General features: G+C 64.5%; 20 protein-coding genes and 1 pseudogene. 14 read left to right on the top strand and 7 right to left on the bottom strand.

Features of this window, described 5'->3' with window-relative positions; all coding sequences use genetic code 11:
• Positions 1–39 precede the first annotated feature (39 nt).
• Complete coding sequence (locus tag V7Q81_RS08400) at positions 40–480, top strand: bis(5'-nucleosyl)-tetraphosphatase (protein WP_333841987.1); 441 nt, start codon at positions 40–42, stop codon at positions 478–480.
• A 25-nt stretch (positions 481–505) separates the two neighbouring features.
• Positions 506–1,006, top strand: a complete 501-nt coding sequence (locus V7Q81_RS08395; RefSeq protein ID WP_333841981.1) for a hypothetical protein — start codon at positions 506–508, stop codon at positions 1,004–1,006.
• Here V7Q81_RS08395 and V7Q81_RS08390 read toward each other — a convergent pair.
• Positions 905–1,471, bottom strand: a complete 567-nt coding sequence (locus V7Q81_RS08390) for an endonuclease dU (protein ID WP_333841978.1) — start codon at positions 1,469–1,471, stop codon at positions 905–907. The genes V7Q81_RS08395 and V7Q81_RS08390 overlap by 102 nt on opposite strands.
• A gap of 71 nt (positions 1,472–1,542) precedes the next feature.
• Between V7Q81_RS08390 and nfi the strand changes: the two genes are divergently transcribed.
• Positions 1,543–2,274: a deoxyribonuclease V gene (gene nfi / locus V7Q81_RS08385; RefSeq protein ID WP_333841976.1), complete on the top strand. Its 732-nt coding sequence runs from the start codon at positions 1,543–1,545 to the stop codon at positions 2,272–2,274.
• On the opposite strand, the gene V7Q81_RS08380 is transcribed toward nfi, so the two are convergent.
• From V7Q81_RS08380 to V7Q81_RS08360, 5 genes are all read right to left on the bottom strand, one after another.
• Positions 2,243–2,788, bottom strand: a complete 546-nt coding sequence (locus V7Q81_RS08380; protein WP_333841974.1) for a glutathione peroxidase — start codon at positions 2,786–2,788, stop codon at positions 2,243–2,245. The two genes, nfi and V7Q81_RS08380, sit on opposite strands and share 32 nt — an antisense overlap.
• Before the next feature lie 19 nt (positions 2,789–2,807).
• On the bottom strand, positions 2,808–3,287 hold the full coding sequence (locus V7Q81_RS08375; protein ID WP_333841984.1) for a DUF6647 family protein: 480 nt from the start codon (positions 3,285–3,287) through the stop codon (positions 2,808–2,810).
• 350 nt (positions 3,288–3,637) lie between these two features.
• On the bottom strand, positions 3,638–4,318 hold the full coding sequence (gene modB, locus V7Q81_RS08370) for a molybdate ABC transporter permease subunit (RefSeq protein ID WP_333841972.1): 681 nt from the start codon (positions 4,316–4,318) through the stop codon (positions 3,638–3,640).
• A 4-nt stretch (positions 4,319–4,322) separates the two neighbouring features.
• A complete protein-coding gene (modA, locus tag V7Q81_RS08365) occupies positions 4,323–5,111 on the bottom strand; it encodes a molybdate ABC transporter substrate-binding protein (RefSeq protein ID WP_333841969.1) in 789 nt (262 codons plus the stop codon).
• A gap of 212 nt (positions 5,112–5,323) precedes the next feature.
• A complete protein-coding gene (locus V7Q81_RS08360) occupies positions 5,324–6,286 on the bottom strand; it encodes a hydrogen peroxide-inducible genes activator (protein WP_333841966.1) in 963 nt (320 codons plus the stop codon).
• 286 nt (positions 6,287–6,572) lie between these two features.
• Between V7Q81_RS08360 and katG the strand changes: the two genes are divergently transcribed.
• The 11 genes and pseudogenes from katG to V7Q81_RS08305 form a co-directional block, all read left to right on the top strand.
• Positions 6,573–8,765, top strand: a complete 2,193-nt coding sequence (katG, locus tag V7Q81_RS08355) for a catalase/peroxidase HPI (RefSeq protein WP_333841964.1) — start codon at positions 6,573–6,575, stop codon at positions 8,763–8,765.
• Between the two features lie 374 nt (positions 8,766–9,139).
• Positions 9,140–10,414 (top strand): RNA polymerase sigma factor, encoded by a 1,275-nt coding sequence (locus V7Q81_RS08350; protein ID WP_333841962.1) that lies wholly within the window; start codon positions 9,140–9,142, stop codon positions 10,412–10,414.
• 231 nt (positions 10,415–10,645) lie between these two features.
• Positions 10,646–11,038 (top strand): YciI family protein, encoded by a 393-nt coding sequence (locus tag V7Q81_RS08345; protein WP_333841959.1) that lies wholly within the window; start codon positions 10,646–10,648, stop codon positions 11,036–11,038.
• Positions 11,039–11,167: 129 nt separating this feature from the next.
• Complete coding sequence (locus V7Q81_RS08340) at positions 11,168–12,337, top strand: WD40/YVTN/BNR-like repeat-containing protein (RefSeq protein WP_333841957.1); 1,170 nt, start codon at positions 11,168–11,170, stop codon at positions 12,335–12,337.
• A gap of 15 nt (positions 12,338–12,352) precedes the next feature.
• Positions 12,353–12,610, top strand: coding sequence for a MoaD/ThiS family protein (locus V7Q81_RS08335; protein WP_333841955.1), 258 nt, complete (start codon positions 12,353–12,355; stop codon positions 12,608–12,610).
• Between the two features lie 191 nt (positions 12,611–12,801).
• Positions 12,802–13,578 carry an SRPBCC family protein gene (locus V7Q81_RS08330; protein WP_333841953.1) on the top strand — a complete coding sequence of 259 codons (777 nt, stop codon included), beginning with the start codon at positions 12,802–12,804 and terminating at the stop codon, positions 13,576–13,578.
• Positions 13,505–14,707 (top strand): MFS transporter, encoded by a 1,203-nt coding sequence (locus V7Q81_RS08325; protein ID WP_333841950.1) that lies wholly within the window; start codon positions 13,505–13,507, stop codon positions 14,705–14,707. The genes V7Q81_RS08330 and V7Q81_RS08325 overlap by 74 nt, the downstream gene beginning before the upstream one ends.
• Positions 14,708–14,805: 98 nt before the next feature.
• Complete coding sequence (locus V7Q81_RS08320) at positions 14,806–15,939, top strand: S1C family serine protease (protein ID WP_333841947.1); 1,134 nt, start codon at positions 14,806–14,808, stop codon at positions 15,937–15,939.
• A 79-nt stretch (positions 15,940–16,018) separates the two neighbouring features.
• A complete protein-coding gene (locus V7Q81_RS08315) occupies positions 16,019–16,522 on the top strand; it encodes a transposase family protein (protein ID WP_333841944.1) in 504 nt (167 codons plus the stop codon).
• Positions 16,452–17,258, top strand: a complete 807-nt coding sequence (locus V7Q81_RS08310) for an ISL3 family transposase (protein ID WP_333841941.1) — start codon at positions 16,452–16,454, stop codon at positions 17,256–17,258. Before V7Q81_RS08315 ends, V7Q81_RS08310 begins: the two co-directional genes overlap by 71 nt.
• Before the next feature lie 42 nt (positions 17,259–17,300).
• Positions 17,301–17,573, top strand: a pseudogene (locus tag V7Q81_RS08305) (chromate transporter); the annotation flags it as partial.
• Positions 17,574–17,679: 106 nt separating this feature from the next.
• Here the strand turns inward: V7Q81_RS08305 and V7Q81_RS08300 are convergent.
• The gene (locus tag V7Q81_RS08300) at positions 17,680–18,054 is read right to left on the bottom strand and encodes an ExbD/TolR family protein (RefSeq protein ID WP_333841938.1); all 375 of its coding nucleotides are present in this window, start codon (positions 18,052–18,054) and stop codon (positions 17,680–17,682) included.
• Between the last annotated feature and the right edge of the window lies 1 nt (position 18,055).

Genomic DNA, 18,055 nt, shown 5'->3' with positions numbered 1-18,055 from the left:
GCCACAGAGTCGGGCCTGGAACGGACGCGAAGGCTTCCCATGACAGAACGGGGTAAATTCTCCGCGGGCGCGGTTGTGGTCCGGCATCGGGACGATGGCTGGCGCTTCCTGGTGCTGCGGGCCTACCGCCACTGGGATTTCCCAAAAGGCTTGCCCCGGCCGGGGGAAGGACCGCTCCAGGCCGCGGTGCGTGAAGTGAAGGAGGAGACTTCCTTGGACGATCTGCGTTTTCCCTGGGGAGAGGAGTACCGGGAGACTGAACCCTACGCCGCAGGCAAGATCGCCCGCTTCTACTTGGCCGAGTCCCCGGGCGCTCCCGTGGCGCTTCCCGTCTCTCCGGAGCTGGGACGTCCGGAGCATCACGAATTCCGCTGGGCACGCTTCGAGGAAGCCAGGAAGCTTCTGCCGCCGCGGCTGCGCCCGATCCTGGATTGGGCCCGAGAGCGCCTCGCCTCCACCCCCGAGGAGCGGCCGCACTAGAGGTCAAGGAGGCAGGCGAGCGGCTGTGAGCGACCAGGGGTGCACCCAGTTTCTCCAGTGGGCCCTGCCCCAGTTGGGCTACCGCTGGGCCGGTTTCCGCAAGGTGCGGCAACAGGTATACCGGCGCCTGCGCAGCCGTCTGGATGCGCTAGGGCTTTCCGGTGCCGCCGCCTACATCCGGCATCTCGCCTCCTACCCTTCGGAGTGGGAGGTGCTGGACGGTTTCTGCCGCCACCTGGTCTTCACCTACTTCGACACCGCCCTTCACGCTGCGGTCGGTCGGCAGATGGTGGAACGCCTCGATGGAGCCGGACTCCTGGTAATCGGCCAGCACGAACAGCTTCCCCCCGGGCTGCCGGAGCTACACCCCTGGCCGGGTCGATACGGGCCTTACCAGCGGGCACGAGCGGGGGGCCTCCTTCCGTCAAGGTCGATGCCGACTCTCCCCATGAACAAGTCCGCCGGCGATGAGATGGGCGACCCGCAAGGGCTCGGGCAGCGTCCCACAGAGCACGAGCCGGCGTAGCGCTCGCGCTGCCGCGTCCGCCCCGAGGCCCGCCCGCTGCACGTACAGCCCCTCGATCCGCTCGATGGGGCCGGCCGCTTCGACCCGGGCCCACTTGCGCTGCCCTCCGGGAACGCGCTCGAGAAGCGCCCGGCGAACCGCCTCGAGGTTGGGCGGTCGCCGAACCACAGCGATCACCGGAAGGCCCAGGCGCCGATGCAGCTCGGGCAGATCCACCACGTTGAATCCCGCCACCGCGATGCCTTGCAGCAGCACCAGCTGGAGCTGGGGAAAGAACCGGGAGTCCCGCACCAGATCGACGATCACCCGGGTGGCGTTTGTCCCGTCCCGGCGCACCTTGCCGCAGAGCACACCCACAAGCCTGGGCCCGCCGTAGACCGCCCCCACCAGCAGCACATCGCCTCGATGGCCCGGTTCGAAAGGTCCATCGTCGAACCCCACCACATGGGAGTAGCCTTTGGTCATGGACGTCGCCGGAAAAGCCTCCCGCTCGTGATAAAGTAAAAAACGCCACGTTTCCACGATCAAGCCTGCCGATGTCCCCTCTGCGCGCGTCCCTTTCCCATCCTTGGGATCTGGCACCCCGGGACGCCATGCGCCTGCAAGAGACACTGCGGAAGCGGGTGGAACTGCACGACCGGCTGGCGGAAGTAAGCGCGGTGGGCGGCGTCGACGTGGGCTTCGAGGACCAAGGCCGCATGGCGCGGGCCGCGGTCGTAGTCCTGGGCTATCCCGGCCTGGCGCCCCTGGACTACGCCGTGGCTCGAGCGCCAGTCGCCTTTCCCTACGTGCCGGGCCTCCTCTCTTTCCGGGAAATTCCCGTCGTGCTACAGGCACTCGAAAAGCTGGAGAAAATACCTCAGCTGCTGTTGTGTGACGGCCAGGGTTACGCCCATCCCCGCCGTCTGGGTCTCGCTTCCCACCTAGGAATCGTCTGCGACCTGCCCACCATCGGGGTAGCGAAGACCCTCCTGATCGGCGGGCACGAGCCCGTCCCGGACGAGCGAGGTGCGTGGCGCCCGCTGATCGATCGCGGGGAAGTAGTGGGGGCAGCGCTACGCAGCCGTGCGGGCGTAGCACCCATTTACGTTTCGGCAGGCCATCGAGTGAGCCTGGAGACAGCCCTGCGCTATGTGCTGAGCTGCCTCACCCGCTACCGCTTGCCGGAGACCACCCGCTGGGCCCATCGGCTGGCCTCCCATCCGGAAAAGGGGGCGAGCAAGGACCTTGTGAAGCTCAGTGGAGCGCACGCTCGATCGCCTCGATGAGCTGGGGCGAGGTGGGTTCCACTTGACTGGGGAACGCTGCTAGCAAGCGGCCATCGCGGCCAACGAGCAGCTTGTGGAAATTCCACCGAGGCACCGCCTCAGCATGGGCCCGGGCCGCCCAACGGTACAGGGGATGGGCCTCCGGCCCTCGTACCCGCTGCTTGGTGGTCATGGGGAACGTGACACCAAAATTCACCTCGCAGAATTCCTTGATCTTGGCCTCACTGCCCGGCTCCTGGTTGCCGAAATCGTTGGAGGGCACGCCCAGCACCACCAGGCCACGGCCGCGGTAGCGCTCCCAGAGCGCCTGTAATCCCTTGTATTGCGGGGTGTAACCACAGAAAGAGGCGGTGTTGACCAGCAACACCACTTTATGGGCGAAGGTCCCCTTCGGGAAGGGCGTCCCATCAATCGCCACGAGCCCCAAGCCATCCCAATCCACCGGCTCCGCCGCCCCGGCGGGAAGCACAAATAGCATCAAGGCAAACCCGACCGCCAGACTAGGGGAACGCATCGACCTTCTCCTCTGGGCATCAATTGCCATGCCGGCAAGACGTGACCATGACGAGGTACAGCGCATTCATGCCCATCATGGCCAGCGGCTCTTCAACTCCCTTCTCCTTCAACCAGGCGATCTGGGCGGAATAGGCCGGCTGCTCGAGGTCGCGCCCGGGGCAAATGCCGGGCACGCCCATGTGCAACCCTTCCTCGGCCTGCATATGGTGGACCAGCTCGTGCAACAGCATGCTCACGTGATAAACATTGTCCTGGGACCAGTTGCGCGGCAGATAAATCGTTCGGGTTCTATGGTCGTAAGCCGCTACGGCGCCCTCCGTCTCGCTGCATGGCCTTTTTCCTGCAAAGGCAAGCCGTTGAATCTCGCAGTGGGCGGTGAATACCACCTCAGGAGGACGATCGGGGACGGGCAGCCCGGTATGTGCCGCAATCCACGTCATCAACACCAGGATCAGCTCGCGCATCGAACGAGAACCCGCCCGGGCAAGAGCATTAATGAGGGCGACAGAGACTACCGGAAAAAACGCATCTTTTCCTGCCGCCGAGCCGGACAGCTTATATGTTTATTTTAGACAAGCATCGGTAGGCAGTCTCCCGCAAAGCGGCACGATGGCCGAACTTTTGTACGAAAGCCAGGGGCCGAAAACGACCGATCCCGATCGAGCGACCGCTCAAGTGACTGATTCTTTGGCACCCATTGGATTCGGTTCCCCTGGGTCGCCGCGGTCGACCGGCGGGCCGGACACCCCCAAGCCCTGACGGGTGGAGCGACCAAAAAAAAACGATGCACGGAATCAATACGATAACAATCGACGCGCCCAGCCAGGGCGCAACCCGATACCGGCCCCTAGGCGCCGGCGGGTCGGCGCCGCTGCATCAGGCGGGCGACGAAACCATAGCTCACCGCGATGGTGACCAGGGAGACGAGGAGCAGGAGCAGCGCCATCTGCCCGGCCGCTTGGAGATCAAAGGCCTGGACCTTGTCATAGATGGAAATCGCCACCGTCCGGGTCTCGCCGGGGATGTTGCCCCCCACCATCAAAACCACGCCGAATTCTCCCAGGGTGTGTGCAAAGGTCATCACCGCCGCCGAGAGGATGCCCGGCCAGGCGAGTGGCAGCTCGATCTTGCGCAATGCCTGCCAGAACGTCAGCCCGCAGCACTGGGCTGCCTCGCGGATCTGCCTTGGAATGGCTTCGAAGGCGCGTTGGATCGGCTGCACTGCGAAAGGGATGTTGAAGATGACCGAGGCGACCACCAGACCGGTGAAGCTGAAGGCCAAGGTATGGCCGACCAGGCGCTCATAGAGCTGGCCTAACCAGGTGTGGCTGCCCATGGCCACCAGCAGATAGTAGCCGATCACCGTGGGTGGTAGCACCAAGGGCAGCGCCAGCACGCCCTCGATCCACGCCTTGCCCTTGAAGGAGGTCACCGCCAGCCACCACGCCACGGCGACCGCCAGGGGCAACAGGACGAAAAGGGTAACGACCGCCAGCCGTAGCGACAAGACAATGGCCTGCCAGTCCATGGGATTACTTCGTGGCCTCCTCCGGCAGCACGAAGCCGTAGCGCACGAAAACCTCGCGGGCCGCGGGCTGCTGCAGGTAGCGATAAAAGATGGCGGCTGTCTCGCCCGCTTTGGCCGTGAGCACCATACGCTGGCGCAAAGGCTCGATCGCGTGCCATTCGGCTGGGATGAGGGCGAAACGGCCGAGTCTGGCGACCTCGGGCGCCTTGGACAGGGACAGGGGAATGATCCCGCCCTGGCTCGAGCCCGAGGCGGCAAACTGGGCCGCCTGGGCGGCATTTTCACCGAGCACCAGCGTCTTTTCGATGCCTGCCCACAGGCCGGCATGCTGCAAAGCGGCTCGGGCCGCCCGGCCATAGGGCGCGTGCTCGGGATTGGCAATGGCAAAACGCCGGATCTGCCCCTCCGCGAGCGCAGTCTTCAGTCCTTTCAACTCGCCATCGACCTTCAGGGGCGAGCCATGGGGAGCGAAAAGCACGATCCGACCGACGGCATAGAGGGTTCCCCGGTCGCGTACCAGGCCCTTGTCGGCAAGTTGTAACACGTAGTTCTCGTCGGCGGAGAGAAACAGCTCGAAGGGCGCACCGTTCTCGATCTGGGTCTTGAAAGTGCCGGAGGAGCCGAAGGTGAGCTTCACCGCGCGGCCTGTCTCGCGTCTGAAATGCTCGGCAATTTCGGTCAGCGCGAACTTCAGGTCAGCAGCAGCTGCGACGGTGGGTAATCCCTGGGCAGGGGACGAGGTAACACACAATAGTGCCACTACCGCGGCCCCGATACGGCGTGCGAGCGGCATCGCCTCTCCTCTCCCGATAGCGTTATGATTAAAACGATATAACGGCTGATCTCGGACGTCAATTCCTGGCCTCGTCCGAGGAAATTCGGTCGGCGAACCCACTCGGCGGGGTGGGCCTGAGGGGCGGGCTCCCTCCGAGGATGCGCGCCTAAAAGGCACGGTGGAAACGCATGGATGGCGCGCCTGGTTTGCGTAAGCCAGGCGACGCCGTCCTAAGAATGAGCCGCCCGCGCCTCAGCCTGTCTTCTAGCGCCGCGCTGCGGTCCAGCGCCGAGCGCCCGCACCGTATTAGGAAGGTTCGCGCGGATGACCTCGGCGATTGCCTCGATCGCCTCGGTCCTGGGAAAGCTCGTGCGCCACACCAGCACCACGCGCCGCCGCGCGTCCCGTAGTTCGAGGGGGCGCGCGACTACCCCCGTGCCGACGCTGCGCAACGCAAGCGCCGGCACCAGGGTTGCTCCCATGCCCGCGCCGACGAGCTGCAGCAGGGTGTCGAGGCTCGCGGCGCGCAAGTCCGCTTGCGCGCCGCTGCGTGCGCTCGCGTCCATGCGACAGACTTTCATCGCCTGTTCCGTCAGACAGTGCCCTTCGGCGAGCAGCAGCAATTCGAGGCGAGCGAGGTCACGGCGTTCGATCGTGTCCTGAGTGCACAGCGGATGGCGGCACGGCAGCGCCAGCCAGAACGGCTCCTCGAACAGAGCACGCGCCGTGAGCTCCGGATCCTTGATCGGCGTGGCGATGAGCGCGGCGTCGAGCTCGTGATGGCGCAGCCGTTCGAGCAAGCGTCCGGTCAGCTCTTCAGTAAGAACCAGCTTCAGTTGCGGGTGTCTGCGCTGGAGCGGTGCGAGCACCAGCGGCATCAGATAGGGGCTTAGGGTCGGAATCGCACCGAGACGCAACGGCCCAGCGAGCGGCTCGCGCCCGGCATGCGCGAGCCGGACGAGCGCTTCGGCCTCCTCAACCGTCCGCCGCGCATGGGGCAGCAATGCCTCTCCAATGGCGGTGAGCGCCACGGTCTTCTTGGTGCGCTCGAACAGCGCAACTCCCAGTTCTTCCTCGAGCTTCTTGATCTGGCCGGAGAGCGTCGGCTGGGTGACGAAACTGCGTCGCGCGGCCTGTCCGAAATGGCGGGTCTCAGCGAGCGCAATGAAATATTTGAGATCTCGCAGATTCATGGGGTCGTAGAGACAAAGACGATATGTAGGTAATAGGTAGAAACTATCGTAGCAAACGAAACAAACGATTGGAACGATTACTGCGCCGAGCCTAAGCTTATTCCTGAGGCCGGGGAACCCCGCGTCCCACGCGAGCGTGTCGGGAAGACGGCGGAGAGCGAACACTCCGTAACGGCCGGCGCTTTCGGCCGGCCCAGGTGGCTTGACCGGGTACACGGTCGGTCATCGCGCCGTCGACGAGCGCAAACGCTCCCTGATTCAGGCAACTACACCGAGGAGAATCGCCATGTCAAGCGAGAAGAGATGCCCCTTTCATCACACCACGGCTGCGGCCAGTGAAGTCAAATCCAACCGCGAGTGGTGGCCAAACCAGCTCAATCTCAAGATCCTGCACCAGTTTGCCCCGGCAACCGATCCGATGGGCGGCGACTTCGACTACAAGAAGGAATTCTTGTCACTTGATCTTGCGGCAGTGAAAAAGGACCTGGCTGCATTGATGACCGACTCGCAGGACTGGTGGCCGGCGGACTACGGCCACTACGGGCCGCTGTTCATCCGCATGGCCTGGCATGCGGCCGGCACCTACCGCATCGCCGACGGCCGTGGTGGCGCAGGCTTGGGGCAGCAGCGTTTCGCGCCCACCAATTCCTGGCCGGACAATGTGAACCTCGACAAGGCTCGCCGCCTGCTGTGGCCGATCAAGCAGAAATATGGCCGTAAGATTTCTTGGGCTGATCTCATCATCCTGGCGGGCAATGTGGCCTTGGAGACCATGGGCTTCAAGACTTTTGGCTTTGGCGGTGGGCGCCGGGATGTATACGAGCCAGATGAGTCGGTCTATTGGGGGTCGGAAGGCAAATGGCTGGAAGACCAGCGCCATGGCACCCAGGCAAGCGAGTTCGAGAATCCTTTGGCTGCGGTGCAAATGGGCCTCATCTATGTGAACCCTGAAGGGCCGGGCGGCAAACCCGATCCGCTCGCTTCTGCCCAGATGGTGCGCGAAACCTTCCGCCGCATGGCCATGAACGATTACGAAACCGTGGCATTGACAGCCGGCGGCCATACGTTTGGCAAATGTCATGGCGCGGGCGATCCTTCTCTGGTGGGGCCTGAGCCCGAAGCCGCCCCCATCGAGCAGCAGGGCCTTGGCTGGAAATCCCGCTACAAGAGCGGTAGAGGGGACGATCAGATCGGCAGCGGTCTGGAAGGCTCGTGGACACCGACGCCCACGAAGTGGGATATGAGCTATCTGGACATGCTGTTCGGCAACGAGTGGAAGCTGACCAAGAGTCCGGCGGGCGCGTGGCAGTGGACGCCCAAGCAAGCGAGCGATCGCAACATGGCGCCGGCCGCCCACGATCCTTCCAAGAAGGTGCCGATCATCATGACCGACGCCGACATGGCGATGCGTTACGATCCCGAATATTCGAAGATCGCGCGTCATTTCCACCAACACCCGCAGGAGTTCGCGGATGCCTTCGCCCGCGCTTGGTTCAAGCTGACCCACCGCGACATGGGCCCCAAGACTCGCTATCTCGGGCCCGAAGTGCCAGAAGAGGATTTGATCTGGCAGGACCCGGTACCGAAGGTGGATCATCCACTGGTGGATGCGCAGGATGTGGCAGCCTTGAAAGCCAGGGTGCTCGCCTCGGGTCTTACGGTTTCGGAACTTGCCTATACCGCCTGGTCGTCGGCGGCCACGTTCCGTGGCTCGGACAAGCGGGGCGGAGCCAACGGCGCGCGCATTCGCCTGGCGCCGCAAAAGGATTGGGAGGTGAACCAGCCCGCGCAGCTGGCCAAGGTGCTGAGCACGCTGGAAGGCATCCGCAAGGACTTCAGCGCCGCCGCCTCCCATGGCAAGAAGGTGTCGCTAGCCGACATGATCGTGCTTGCGGGTTGCGCTGCGGTGGAGCAGGCGGCGAAGAATGCGGGGGTAAAAGTCACGGTGCCCTTTGTGCCCGGCCGCACCGATGCCAGCCAGGAACAAACCGATGTCGAATCGTTTGCTGTGCTGGAGCCCGTGGCCGACGGCTTCCGCAATTACATCAAAGGCAGGCCGGCGGAAATGCCCGAAGCCCTGCTGGTGGACAAAGCGCAATTGCTCACGCTGTCGGCGCCGGAAATGACCGTCCTGGTGGGTGGCATGCGCATGATGGGTGCGAATTTCGGCGGCAGCAAACATGGCGTCTTTACCGATCGTGTTGGTGCGCTGACGAATGATTTCTTCGTCAACCTCCTTGACATGGATAACGAATGGGTACCCGTGTCGGATGAAAAGCAGGTATTCGAGGTGCGCGAGCGCAAAACCGGCAAGGTCAAATGGACCGCTACCCGCGTCGACCTGATCTTCGGAGCGAACTCCCAGCTGCGAGCGATCGCCGAAGTCTACGGCAGCGCGGACGCGAAGGAGAAGTTTGTCCATGACTTTGTCGCCGCCTGGAACAAGGTGATGAATCTCGATCGCTTCGATCTGGCTTGAGCCCGCCCCAAGGGATCTATCGCTGCTTCAACTGCACCCCCCGGGCATGCTCACTTGCCCGGGGGAATCGCCTTGGAATCCTGGACCTTTCCGTTGGTGCAAAGCCGCCCTAGAAGATCGGCAGGTCTTGCAGGCCGACCACAACGGCCTGAAACGGCCATCCCATGGCGGTCAAGTCTCCAGCCATCTCCTACCATCCCGCCTGGCGGGGATTTTCCTCTGTCCATTGAAGCCACTAGCGGAGCGCGGCGAGTTCCGGCCGCCCCTAGAGGCATGTCAAGGCCTTGGTCATCTTTCCCATCGATGTACACATTGATATTCTGGTCGATGCTGGCATTGTCGAGTGGAGAGTCTCGCTGGAGTTCTCGCTACCGATGACGGAGATTTGCCAAGTGGGAGACCAACAGGCGGCCGAATCCCTCCGCGAGGTGGTGGAGGCGATTTACCGAGCCGAGTCCCGGCGAGTGCTCGCCACCCTGATTCGCCTGCTCGGCGACTTCGACCTCGCGGAAGAGGCGTTGCACGATGCCTTCAGAGCCGCTTTGGAACAATGGCCCCAGGAAGGCATGCCGGCCAATCCCAGGGCGTGGCTGGTCTCCACCGGCCGCTTCAAGGCGATCGACGGCCTACGCAAGCGCGCACGCTTTCACCCCCTAGACCCGGTAGCCGAACAGGTAGAGGCGATCGCTGCAGACGCGCCGGCCTGGAGCCACGAGGAAGACATCGAGGACGACCGGTTGCGCTTAATCTTCACCTGCTGCCATCCGGCCTTGCCCCCCGATGCCCAGGTGGCCCTCACCCTGCGGGAGGTGTGCGGGCTTGCCACGGAAGCCATCGCCCACGCTTTCCTAGTCCCCGCCCCGACGCTCGCGCAACGCATCGTGCGCGCCAAAGCCAAGATCCGCAACGCCCGCATTCCCTATCAGGTTCCCGAGCGAGCCGAGCTCCCCGAGCGGCTGGCAAGCGTACTGCGAGTCATTTACTTGGTGTTCAACGAGGGCTACGCCGCCAGTGCGGGCGCCTGCCTCATGCGGCCTGATCTCACGGGCGAGGCGATCCGATTGGGAAGGCTTCTGGTCGAGCTGTTGCCGGAGCCCGAAGCTGCCGGCCTTCTGGGGCTCATGCTGCTGCACGAATCCCGGCGCGCCGCCCGCGTGTCTCGTTCAGGGGATCTGATCCTACTGGAGGATCAGGACCGCTCCCTGTGGAACCAAGCGCAGATCGCGGAAGGCGTGGCGCTGGTAAGACAGGCTTTGGCGTCGCGACGGTTCGGGCCCTATACCCTCCAGGCAGCCATCGCAGCGGTACACGCCGAAGCGCCCGATGCCGCAGCCACCGATTGGGCTCAGATCGTCGGTCTCTACGACGTGCTCGCGCGGGTGGAGCCCTCGCCCGTGGTGGAGCTCAATCGGGCCGTGGCGGTGGCGATGCGCGACGGTCCCGAGGCCGGCCTCGCCCTGATCGACGGGATCGTGGCGCGGGGCGATCTCACCGACTACCCCCTCGCCCACGCGGCCCGGGCGGAGCTGTGCCGGCGAGCGGGAAGGGCAGCGGAAGCCCGGGCCGCCTACGAACGCGCCCTCGCTTTGACGCGCCAAGAGCCCCAGCGGCGTTTTCTCGAGCGGCGGTTGGCCGAGCTGAGAAATTAACCGACCGTTGTCGATTTGACCCTTCGCCAGACGACTATAGGCGAATCAGGCGCCACGCCCCGGTACGCCTATCACCCCACCCACGGACAGGAGGTCTAGCCCCGCTTGCACCTGCGCTTCGAGGCCTGCAGCGCACGGGTGGCCAAATGCGACCGCTCGGCCCTTGGCGCAAAAACGGGTGGGGAATAACCGGTCCGCACACGGGCCGCCTGCCCCGAAAAGGAGAGCGTGATGAAATACCTGTGTCTGGTTTATCTCGACGAGAAGCGGCTGCCCGAGCTGCCAGACGAGGACTGCGTGGAATACGACGCGGCGATCCGCCAGAGCGGCCACTGCCTCGCCTCGGAAGCCCTCGAATCCGTCCAGACGGCCACCACCGTTCGGATCAGAAACGGCAAGCTCTCCGTCACCGACGGCCCGTTCGCCGAAACCAAGGAGCAGCTCGCCGGCTTCTACCTGATCGAAGCCCAGGACCTGAACGAGGCCATCCAGATCGCTTCCAAGATCCCGCCAGCGCGGGTGGGCAGCATCGAGATACGACCGATCCGGCCGATCCGGGAGACAGTGGCGGCCGAAGCACAACAGAAGGCGAAACAGACCAGTGCGGAAACGCAATCGAACTGAACAGCGACGATCACCGGATGGTGCCGTCCCACAGGCTGGACGACGACAGGCGGCAGCACCATTTCATGACCGTCCGCTATCGCCGGAAGACCTAGCAGCGCGGCTCAATCTTCCCAGGAGGAGCGATCGATGGTGAGCAATCCAGAGAAAACCGCAACGCGAACCCGCAACCCGGCTCGCACGGTGGTGCTGGTCGCCACGCGCAAAGGAGCATGGCTGTACCATGGCGATAAGGCGCGCAAGGCTTGGCGGATCGATGGGCCGCACTTCCTCGGCCACATCGTCAATCATCTCGTGCTCGACCCGCGGGACGGACGGACGCTGTTGGCGGCGGCCAAGACTGGGCACTTGGGACCGACCATTTTCCGCTCCACCGACTTCGGCCGAACTTGGCAGGAGGCCGCGCGGCCGCCGGCCTTCGCCAAAGCGCCGCAGGGTGAGCAGGGCCGTGTGGTGGACCAGACGTTCTGGCTGACACCGGCCCATGCCGTCGAACCGCACGTCTGGTACGCGGGCACCTCGCCCCAGGGGTTATTCCGCTCGGAGGACGGCGGCATCACCTGGGCGCCTTTTTCCAGCATCAATGACGATCCCCGGTACCGGCAATGGATGGGCACCGTGCAGGACGGCACCCCCGATGGGCCGAAGCTGCACTCCATCATCGTCGATCCGCGCGATCCCGGGCACCTCTACTTCGCCATGTCGGGCGGCGGCGTGCACGAGTCGCTGGACGGCGGCCGGACCTGGACGCCCCTTCTGAAGGGGCTCGACGTGGTGGAAGGCTTCGATGCGACCGATCCCACGTTCCATGATCCGCACTGCGTGCGCCTGTGCCCAAGCAACCCGGATCGCCTGTATCAGCAGAATCATTGCGGCATTTACCGGCTCGACCGTCCGTCCGACGAGTGGGTGCGCATCGGCAAGACCATGCCCGAGCGGGTCGGCGACATCGGCTTTCCCATCGTGGTCCACCCCCGGGACGCGGACACGGCGTGGGTCGTCCCGATGGACGGCACGAGCGTCTGGCCGCGCACCAGTCCCGACGGAGCTCCTGCGGTGTATGGAACCCGCGATGGCGGCGCAACCTGGCAGCGGCTCGACCACGGCCTGCCCCAACGCCAAGCCTGGTGGACCGTGAAGCGCCAGGCGATGGCGGCGGACACCCTGGATCCCGTGGGGCTGTACTTCGGGACCACCAGCGGTGAGTTGTGGATGAGCTGCGACGAAGGCCGCCGTTGGCGGTGCATCGTGCGGCATTTTCCCGAGATCTACGCCGTGGAAGTGGCCGGACTGGCCTGAACGGTGCACGCTCCAATGAAAGTGCGCATCGCGAGCCCACTGCGCTCGTACACGGGGCGATCGACGGTCAACGCGAGCGGTTCCACCCTTGCTGCCCTCCTCGATGACCTGGAGCGCCAATACCCGGGCATTCGTTTCCGCATGATCGACGAGCAGGAGCGGATCCGGCCCCATGTGCGCTTCTTCGCGAACGGCAAGCAGATCTTTGATCTGATGCAGCCGCTGGACGCGGCCGGGGAAGTGATCATCGTCCAGGCGTTGAGCGGCGGCTGAGCCCCCGCAGAAACGGGGGTGCAGATAGCGGCGCACAGCTGTTGTCCCGCGTCTGCATTCTCGCGCGTACTGTCGGCGCGGCCTCGACCGAGAAACGGGTTTTACCGATTTGCGCCCATTCCGAACGGCCATCTGCGGACCCATGAAGCATCTCGCCTAGACGACGAGAGGAAATTCGAGCCGCTGTAGCCATGGACATTCATTCCGCCCAATCGATCCACGTCGCCCATCGCTACGGCGCACCTGCCGGGCGCGTGTTCGACGCCTGGCTCGATCCGGAGATCGCCGGCCTGTGGCTGTTCGCAACGGCGACGCGGCCGATGGCGCATGTGGTGATCGACGCCCGCGTCGGCGGCTCGTTCCGCCTCGTGGGCCAAAGAGCCGGTAGGGACGTCGAGCACGCCGGCCGATACATCGAGATCGTACGGCCGAGGCGACTCGTCTTCAGCCTCTGGCTAGAGCAACGGCCGGACATCGCCACCCGCGTGAGCGTCGATATCCTCCCGCGCAAGGACGGTTGCCATCTCACCTTGACCCATGAGGGGGTACCGCGAGAGTACATGAGCGCAACCGAAGGACGCTGGACCGGCATCCTTTACGGCCTCGAAGCGACGCTCCACCCGGGATCCAGGCGCCAGCGGCCGAACCGGGGGCGAGCCAGTAGTGCAAGCCCGTCGTCGCTCGCGCCGCCTCCCGAATGGACCTTTCGGCGGGCTTGGCGTTCCAACCCCGGACCCTGCTGCCGAGGCGTGAACAGGCCATCAACCCCGACACGCACCACCGCCAACCTCGAGCCAGCGCAGTGCGCTACCATTCAACAATGGCCCAGGATGTCCTTGATCTCCAGTGCGCGATCGCTCCGCTCGAGGAAACCGTCCGCCCGGGCGGGCGAGCGTGATCCTGCCCGCCGGCGTCGCGCCCGAGGCGCGGTTGCTTCTCATCGGACGGGGTTTGCGAGCGCTCTGTGACGGGTACATCGCCGTGCTGCTGCCCGCTTACCTGCTCGCATTGGGCTTTGGCACCTGGGAGGTGGGATTGCTCAGCACCGCCACCCTGCTGGGGTCGGCCCTCGCCACCTTGGCAGTGGGCGCCTGGGGGCATCGTTTCCATCCTCGCAGCCTCTTGCTCGTGGCAGCTCTGCTGATGAGCGCCACGGGGCTGGCCTTCGCCGGCCTGTCCGCCTTTTGGCCCCTGCTGGTGGTTGCCTTTGTCGGGACCTTGAACCCCAGCTCGGGAGACGTGAGCGTCTTCCTGCCCCTGGAGCACGCCCGCCTGGCGGAGGCCGCCCAGGGCCACGCCCGCACCGCGCTTTTCGCCCGCTACAGCCTGACCGGTGCGCTCGCCGCCGCCCTTGGCGCGCTCGCCGCTGGCATACCGGACGGGCTGGCCGGACTGGGGATTGACCGCCTGGCCGCGTTGCGCATCATGTTCCTCGTCTACGGAGCAACGGGTGTCGCGATCTGGATGCTGTATTCGCGGCTGCCGCGCCCGTCAGTGTACAGCGCATCTCATGCCCCAGCACCCCTCGGGCCTTCCCGTCCCATCGTCGTCAAGCTGGCCGCCCTCTTCTCGGTGGACGCCTTCGCTGGTGGGTTAGTGGTGCATTCCCTGCTCGCCCTGTGGCTGTTCCAGCGCTTCCAGCTCTCGCTCACGGCAGCCGGCGCATTTTTCTTTTGGGCGGGGCTTCTCACCGCCCTCTCCCAGCTCGCCGCGCCGTGGGTGGCCCGGCGCATCGGACTGCTCAACACCATGGTGTTCACCCACATCCCCGCCAGCCTGGCCCTCATCTCGGCAGCCTTCGCCTCCCGCCTGGAGGTCGCGCTGGGCCTGCTGCTGCTGCGCGCAGCCCTTTCCCAGATGGACGTGCCGGTCCGCTCTGCCTACGTCATGGCCGTGGTCACCCCGCCAGAACGGGCCGCAGCGGCGAGTTATACTGCCGTACCCCGGAGCCTGGCCGCGGCGCTGAGTCCCTCCCTGGGTGGCGCCCTGTTCGCCGCCGGGTGGCTCGCCGCACCGCTGGTAGCGTGCGGTGCGCTGAAGATCTTCTATGATCTGGCCCTGCTCAAGGCCTTCCGTCGGGTAAAGCCGGCCTACTGAGCCTGTGCTCCCCCTTGAACGCGGGCAAGGGTCCAAGCAAAATCCCGGACACACCCGAACACCTTTGCCCGCATCCGCTCAAAGGAGTCAAGCTCAGCATGCGCACCCGCGGTTTCGCCCCGTTTTCTGCGCCGGTCTTGTTGGTCGTCGTGGCCGCACTCGCCCTCATCGCCTGGCAGTTCTGGCCGTGGATCGAATCGACCTTCCTGAGGACGAATGCCGCCCCGCGAGTAGTCACGCCCAGGGGCGACCTGGCCGAGGACGAAAAAGCCACCATCGAGCTGTTCCAGCGAACCAAGGACTCGGTCGTGTTCATCAGCACCCGGGAGCGGGTCATGGACCTGTGGACGCGCAACATCTTTACCATCCCCCGAGGCACTGGATCCGGTTTCATCTGGGACGAGCGCGGTCACGTGGTGACCAATTACCATGTGATCGCCGGGGCCTCGGAAGCCCGCGTTCAGTTGAGCGACGGCCGGGGCTACGGCGCCGCTCTGGTAGGGGCGAGCCCAGCCCATGACCTGGCGGTATTGCGCATCGGGGTAAGCGTAAACCGCCCTCCGCCCGTCCTCATCGGCACGAGCCACGACCTCAAAGTGGGGCAAAAGGTGTTCGCCATCGGCAATCCCTTTGGGCTGGACTGGACCCTCACCACAGGCATCGTCTCCGCCCTGGACCGGTCGCTGCCCGCCGGAGACGGCGAAAGTCTCATCGAGCACTTGATCCAGACCGATGCCGCCATCAATCCTGGCAACTCGGGCGGGCCGCTGCTGGACTCCGCCGGCCGGCTGATCGGCGTCAACACCGCCATCTATAGCCCTTCGGGGGCCTACGCCGGGGTGGGCTTCGCTGTTCCGGTGGACACCGTGAACCGGGTCGTGCCCCAGCTCATCGCCCACGGAAAGTATGTGCGTCCCGCCCTCGGCATCCAGGTGGACGAAGGCCTCAACCGGGTCATGACCGAGCGCCTGGGCGTAGAAGGGGTGCTGGTGTTGCGGGTGACGCCCGGCTCATCCGCGGAAGCCGCGGGGCTCAGAGCGGCAAGGGTGCAACCCGACGGCCGCTTCGTCCCAGGCGACATCATCACCGGCATTAACGACCAGCCCGTGGACAGCGTGGCTAAGCTCCTTTCCCGGCTGGAGGACTTTCGGGTCGGCGACACGGTGAAATTGAACCTGTTGCGCGACGGCCACCCGGTCGACGTACAGGTCACGCTTCAAGCAGGAAGTTAAGCGCTTCCTGCTGTTCTTGGTTTCCATTTTCTTCCGGGGCTCTTCCCCTGATCGAGTGGGTAGCTTAGCCTGTTGAGCCATGAGAGACATAGAGCTGTACGCCCAGATTCTTGGATTGCGGTCGCCGTGGAAGGTGGCCGAGGTGCAGTTGCTGCGCGAGGCCGAGGAGGTTCGGGTTCACGTCGTGCCGGAGCCTGGCGCGACGTGGACGTGTCCGTACTGTGGTCGGCCAAGCCCCGGCTATGACAGCCGGCGGCGCCGATGGCGGCATCTGGATACCTGCCAGTACAAGACGGTGCTGGAGGCGGACGTGCCGCGGGTGCGGTGTGCGGAGCACGGCGTGGTGACGGTGTCTGTGCCGCGGGCCGAGCCGGGTTCGGGCTTCACGGCTTTGTTCGAGGCGCTGATCATCGACTGGCTGAAAGAGGCGAGTACCCAGGCGGTTGGCGCGGCAATTGAAGCTGAGCTAGCATGCCATCGACAGGGTGATGCAACGCGCAGTGAACCGGGGCATGGCCCGGCGCAAGGTGAGTTCGCCTCAGTATCCGAGTGTGGACGAGACGGTTTTTGCCCGGCGCCATGAATACGTGACGGTGGTGACCGACCAGGAGCGTGGTGTGGTGCTGCACGTGGCGGATGAGCGCAAGACGGAGAGCCTGGCAGCGTACTACGCCGAGCTGGGCGATGAGCAGAAGGCCCGTATCCAGGCGGTGGCGATGGACATGTGGCCAGCCTATATCCGCGCCACCGAGGCGCACATTCCGCAGGCCGAAGAGAAGATCGCCTTCGATAAGTTTCATGTCGCAAAGTATCTGAGCGAGGCGGTGGACAAGGTGCGTCGACAGGAGCATCGCGGCCTGCTGGCCGTGGGCGAAGACTGCCTCAAGGGCAGCAAATATGACTGGCTCACCAATCCGGCCAATAGGACGTGCGCGCAGCAGAATCGGTTTCGTGCATTGCGCGACAGTAGCCTGAAGACGGCGCGTGCCTGGGCCATCAAGGAATTTGCCATGGGCCTGTGGCACTACAACAGCCGCACCTGGGCCGCCAAAGGCTGGGCGCGCTGGCTGGCCTGGGCGGTGCGCAGCCGGCTGGAACCGGTAAAAAGAACGGCTGCGACCATCAAGAAACATCTGTGGGGCGTCATCAACGCCGTCGTTTTGAAGGTGCACAACGGCCATGCCGAGAGCATCAACAGCCGCATCCAGCGCATGAAGAGCCGGGCGCTGGGCTTTCGCAATCGAGAGCGCTTCCGCAATGCCATCTACTTTCATCTCGGCGGCCTCGACCTATACCCGGCTCAGGTCGGAAATTGGTGATTCAACCCACTCGATTTGCTGAAGACCCGCAATTCAAAAGAGGCCTTTCTGTTCATTCTGACCGACAGCCCGCTTGCAGAATCGACCCACGGCGACCTCAAGTTCACCGCGCCGCTGACCGCGATCACTGCGGCCGTGGTCGGCGTGATCCTCAACCTGGTGCTGTTCTTCGGCTATCACGTGCTATGGCCGCAAGGGTTTGCTGGGAACTTCGACTGGGTATCGGCCATGATCGCGCTAGCGGCGGTCGTCTCGCTCTTCCGCTACCAGGTCGGCGTCATCCCGCTCATCGCGGCGTGCGGCGTGTCGGGCCTTGTCACCAGCTCGTCCTTTGAGAATGCCGGCCTAGACGACGATAGGCTCTCCACAGGAAAAGCAAAGTCTATCGAGCGTAGCGATCCGAGGCCGCGGGTCACTGTGCTCAAGGATGATTGGGGATCAGTTCAGTCACGAAGCCGATCCGCCTCAGCCCGCTGGCTTGCGCATCTGACATCACTTCGACGACGTTTTCATAGAGCGTTTTGCGATCGGCTCGGATGTGCACTTCCGGTTGCGGTTCGCGCTTTGCCGCCTCGGCAAAGCGCCCCGGCAAGGCGGCCCGGTCAAGGGGTTGCTCATTCCAGTACACTTGCCCCAGCGTGTCGATGCTGATCGTGATGGTCTGCGGTTTTGCTTCGTTGGGCTGGCTGGTGGCACGCGGCAAGTCGATCTTCACCGCGTGGTGCATGACCGGAATGGTGATGATAAAGAGAATCAGCAGCACCAGCATGATGTCCACCAGCGGCGTGGTGTTGATC

This window comes from Pelomicrobium sp. (assembly GCF_036803785.1).
Classification (GTDB): domain Bacteria; phylum Pseudomonadota; class Gammaproteobacteria; order Burkholderiales; family UBA6910; genus Pelomicrobium.
The sequence above is the reverse complement of the archived record's forward strand: the minus strand, read 5'-3'. Positions and strand labels throughout refer to the sequence as shown.

Excerpts from the sequence above, each read along its gene's own strand:
- V7Q81_RS08350 (WP_333841962.1), top strand. The coding sequence starts at position 9,140 with ATGACGGAGATTTGCCAAGTGGGAGACCAACAGGCGGCCGAATCCCTC.
- V7Q81_RS08335 (WP_333841955.1), top strand. The coding sequence starts at position 12,353 with ATGAAAGTGCGCATCGCGAGCCCACTGCGCTCGTACACGGGGCGATCG.
- V7Q81_RS08360 (WP_333841966.1), bottom strand. The coding sequence starts at position 6,286 with ATGAATCTGCGAGATCTCAAATATTTCATTGCGCTCGCTGAGACCCGC.
- V7Q81_RS08345 (WP_333841959.1), top strand. The coding sequence starts at position 10,646 with ATGAAATACCTGTGTCTGGTTTATCTCGACGAGAAGCGGCTGCCCGAG.
- V7Q81_RS08330 (WP_333841953.1), top strand. The coding sequence starts at position 12,802 with ATGGACATTCATTCCGCCCAATCGATCCACGTCGCCCATCGCTACGGC.
- V7Q81_RS08315 (WP_333841944.1), top strand. The coding sequence starts at position 16,019 with ATGAGAGACATAGAGCTGTACGCCCAGATTCTTGGATTGCGGTCGCCG.
- V7Q81_RS08380 (WP_333841974.1), bottom strand. The coding sequence starts at position 2,788 with ATGCGTTCCCCTAGTCTGGCGGTCGGGTTTGCCTTGATGCTATTTGTG.
- V7Q81_RS08400 (WP_333841987.1), top strand. The coding sequence starts at position 40 with ATGACAGAACGGGGTAAATTCTCCGCGGGCGCGGTTGTGGTCCGGCAT.
- V7Q81_RS08320 (WP_333841947.1), top strand. The coding sequence starts at position 14,806 with ATGCGCACCCGCGGTTTCGCCCCGTTTTCTGCGCCGGTCTTGTTGGTC.
- modA (WP_333841969.1), bottom strand. The coding sequence starts at position 5,111 with ATGCCGCTCGCACGCCGTATCGGGGCCGCGGTAGTGGCACTATTGTGT.
- modB (WP_333841972.1), bottom strand. The coding sequence starts at position 4,318 with ATGGACTGGCAGGCCATTGTCTTGTCGCTACGGCTGGCGGTCGTTACC.
- nfi (WP_333841976.1), top strand. The coding sequence starts at position 1,543 with ATGTCCCCTCTGCGCGCGTCCCTTTCCCATCCTTGGGATCTGGCACCC.
- katG (WP_333841964.1), top strand. The coding sequence starts at position 6,573 with ATGTCAAGCGAGAAGAGATGCCCCTTTCATCACACCACGGCTGCGGCC.
- V7Q81_RS08340 (WP_333841957.1), top strand. The coding sequence starts at position 11,168 with ATGGTGAGCAATCCAGAGAAAACCGCAACGCGAACCCGCAACCCGGCT.
- V7Q81_RS08390 (WP_333841978.1), bottom strand. The coding sequence starts at position 1,471 with ATGACCAAAGGCTACTCCCATGTGGTGGGGTTCGACGATGGACCTTTC.
- V7Q81_RS08310 (WP_333841941.1), top strand. The coding sequence starts at position 16,452 with ATGGCCCGGCGCAAGGTGAGTTCGCCTCAGTATCCGAGTGTGGACGAG.